The organism is Gemella sp. (assembly GCF_057272915.1).
On sequence record NZ_DBHIUF010000041.1, the window covers coordinates 1 to 2,653 of the forward strand.

Here is a 2,653-nt window from a genome sequence, read left to right on the forward strand (position 1 = left end):
GAAGTGATTTTTTGCGCTTTTTTACTGTTTTTTTTCAAATAAAAAGACAAGAAAGAATCCGTAATTTACGAAAACCTTCTTGCCTTTTTAGGATAAATTATAAAGATACTAGATTTAATCGAATAGCCTCACGTACAGCTCCAACTCTACTCGTCACTCCCAACTTTGAACAAATATTTGAAACATGGGTATCCACCGTTCTCCTGCTGACAAATAAACTATTTGCTATCTTTTCATTAGAATATTCTTTTACAATAAGTTCCAATACACTTAACTCCATATCTGTCAATAGATTATTTTCTTGCTTTTCTAACAAATCATCTGGGATAACGTGATTTCCCTTATAAACAGCATAAATTGCACTTTTAACATCCAAATAAGAACTTTCTTTGGGTAAAAAAGCTTGAATCCCAAAGTCCATCGCTCTCTTATGTAACAAAGTGTCATAAAATCCTGATAAAAGAACTATCTTGGGAACTGTATTCAGAAATCTATTTATCTGACTAATAACATCAAATGCCGTCACTCCTTTCAGCATAAAATCCATAACTAGCACATCTACCTTTTCATGCTTGAGACAAAGAAGTAAATCTGCTACTTCTGTATAGGAACCAACAATTTTAAAATCATCTTCCTTTAAAAAATAGTTCTCCAATCCTTGTAATACTAAACTGTGATCATCAATCAAAACCAAACGAATCATTTTTCTTCCCTTCTATAGGTATTCGTATCTTCACACTTGTAGGTTCTATATTTATCTGAACAGTTCCCCCCAATAAATGAACCTTCTCTACAATTCTATTTAAACCAAAATGATATTCATTAGACTGATAGTTTCCCTTAAAAATACCATCGTCTATAACTACAATTGATAAAATCTTTTCTTTTGTAGATAAATCTACAGTAATTTCTCTAGCATTCCCATGAAGAATACTATTATTTACTAGTTCTTTAACTGTCCTTAATACAAACGTGCCCACTTTATCATTAACTTTTTCTTCATCTATTGAAAAAGTTGTCATAATCGAAACAGTTTCCATCTTCATGAATTGGTTTAATATGCTAGTAATAGATTCTTTCAGCCCTAATTCATGCACCATTAAAGGATAGATATTGGAACATAAATCTCTTAATTCAAAGACAATATCATCCAACATCTCTAATAAAGCTACCCTATTAATTTGTTCACTAATTTCTATCTGCTTTTTATAATAAATAACCTTCTGAATTGTAGTATCATGTATAAACGTTGCAATTTCTTCCCTCTCCAATTCAGTAGCTACAAAAGTATGAAAACTACTAAAGATTCCCTCCATTTTATGGCTAATCAACATCATTTTCCTTATTTCAGGTAACAAAGCTAGCGAAAAGAGAAAAGTGTAAAGAACGAAAAAAATTGGAGAAAATTCTCTTAATAACAGACTAAAAAGAATAATTAGACTAGTAAAAAAAACGGCAAATATCAAGTTATATATGAACGGGTTCCACTTCCAAGCAACATATACCATTCGCTCTAGTATCAAGTTATTTACAATAGAGAACAAAATAAGCAACAATAGAGGAATACTATAAATAAACGAAACTTCCTTACCAATCGGAAAAATATATCCAAAAAATAGAGGAAATAAGGCAAGAACTGCTAAAAATAAGGTATGAATTGGCAACATTTCTCTTATCTGAGAGTAATTTATAAGCATCTTTAACAGTAGGATAACTAAAAAGAAAAATACTAAATAAAATACTCCTCTAGAAAAAAAGGTGGTCAAAAAATCAATGGGCTGTATAAGATTATAAACAAACAAAAGTTGAGTGATGAGTGAATAGCCCAGTATAATACGAGAAAAGTTAGAAATGGTTGAACCTTTTATCTTCAGGACTAACACTCTAATGAAAATATCCATGAATAATGGAAATAAAGTCAAGTATGAAATTAATAGACTACGACCAAATACATCTCCTATACTTGATGGAATAATCGATAATAACATCAGACTAGTATAAATAATAAAATAAAAATATCGTTTTCCAGTTTTTCCTCTACTTCTACCTTTTATGTATAAGCGAAATAACAGTAGAATCAGAAAAGCAATGATTGATAAAACAAGAAAGATAATTTGGCTTGATCTCCCAGATTCTATTATTAAAGTCTTTGAAATTCCTCTATCTAACACTGTCACAGAATGAAGCGGTTCAACAATTAAAAATCGAGATAATAAGAAATTACTATCTGGATTCTGACCGTCTATTTGTATAATAGATGACCCTATTATCTCTTGATGATTCGCAAAGCTTCCCAGATTATGGACTTGTCTAACTATCCACTCATTATCATGTTTATCTACGGTGATTCCACTGTACGTTCGATTATACACCGCAAATAAAAAATAAAGAAAGAAAATAAATAACAAAACTAAATAAAATCGAAATGTTTTTGACTTCATTTCCATTAAATCTCCATATTTCAATCGATATTGATGTTTATTCTACCATTTTTTCATTCAATAAGACAGGTTTTATAGTTAAATTTATTCTTTTTTCTTTCGAGATATAACTGATACAATCTTCTAGTAGGTAAAATCCTCCCTGATTTGACTTTTGAAGATAAGATGAAAATCGCCTACGAACACTTGAAACGCTTGATTAACCTCAAAGG

General features: G+C 30.2%; 2 protein-coding genes. Both read right to left on the reverse strand.

Annotation, left to right across the window (positions count from 1 at the left end; translation table 11 throughout):
* Positions 1-97 precede the first annotated feature (97 nt).
* Positions 98-703 carry a response regulator transcription factor gene (locus ACO6OL_RS08620; RefSeq protein ID WP_049524429.1) on the reverse strand — a complete coding sequence of 202 codons (606 nt, stop codon included), beginning with the start codon at positions 701-703 and terminating at the stop codon, positions 98-100.
* Positions 681-2,447, reverse strand: a complete 1,767-nt coding sequence (locus tag ACO6OL_RS08625; protein ID WP_049524430.1) for a sensor histidine kinase — start codon at positions 2,445-2,447, stop codon at positions 681-683. The genes ACO6OL_RS08620 and ACO6OL_RS08625 overlap by 23 nt, the downstream gene beginning before the upstream one ends.
* Positions 2,448-2,653: the final 206 nt, after the last annotated feature.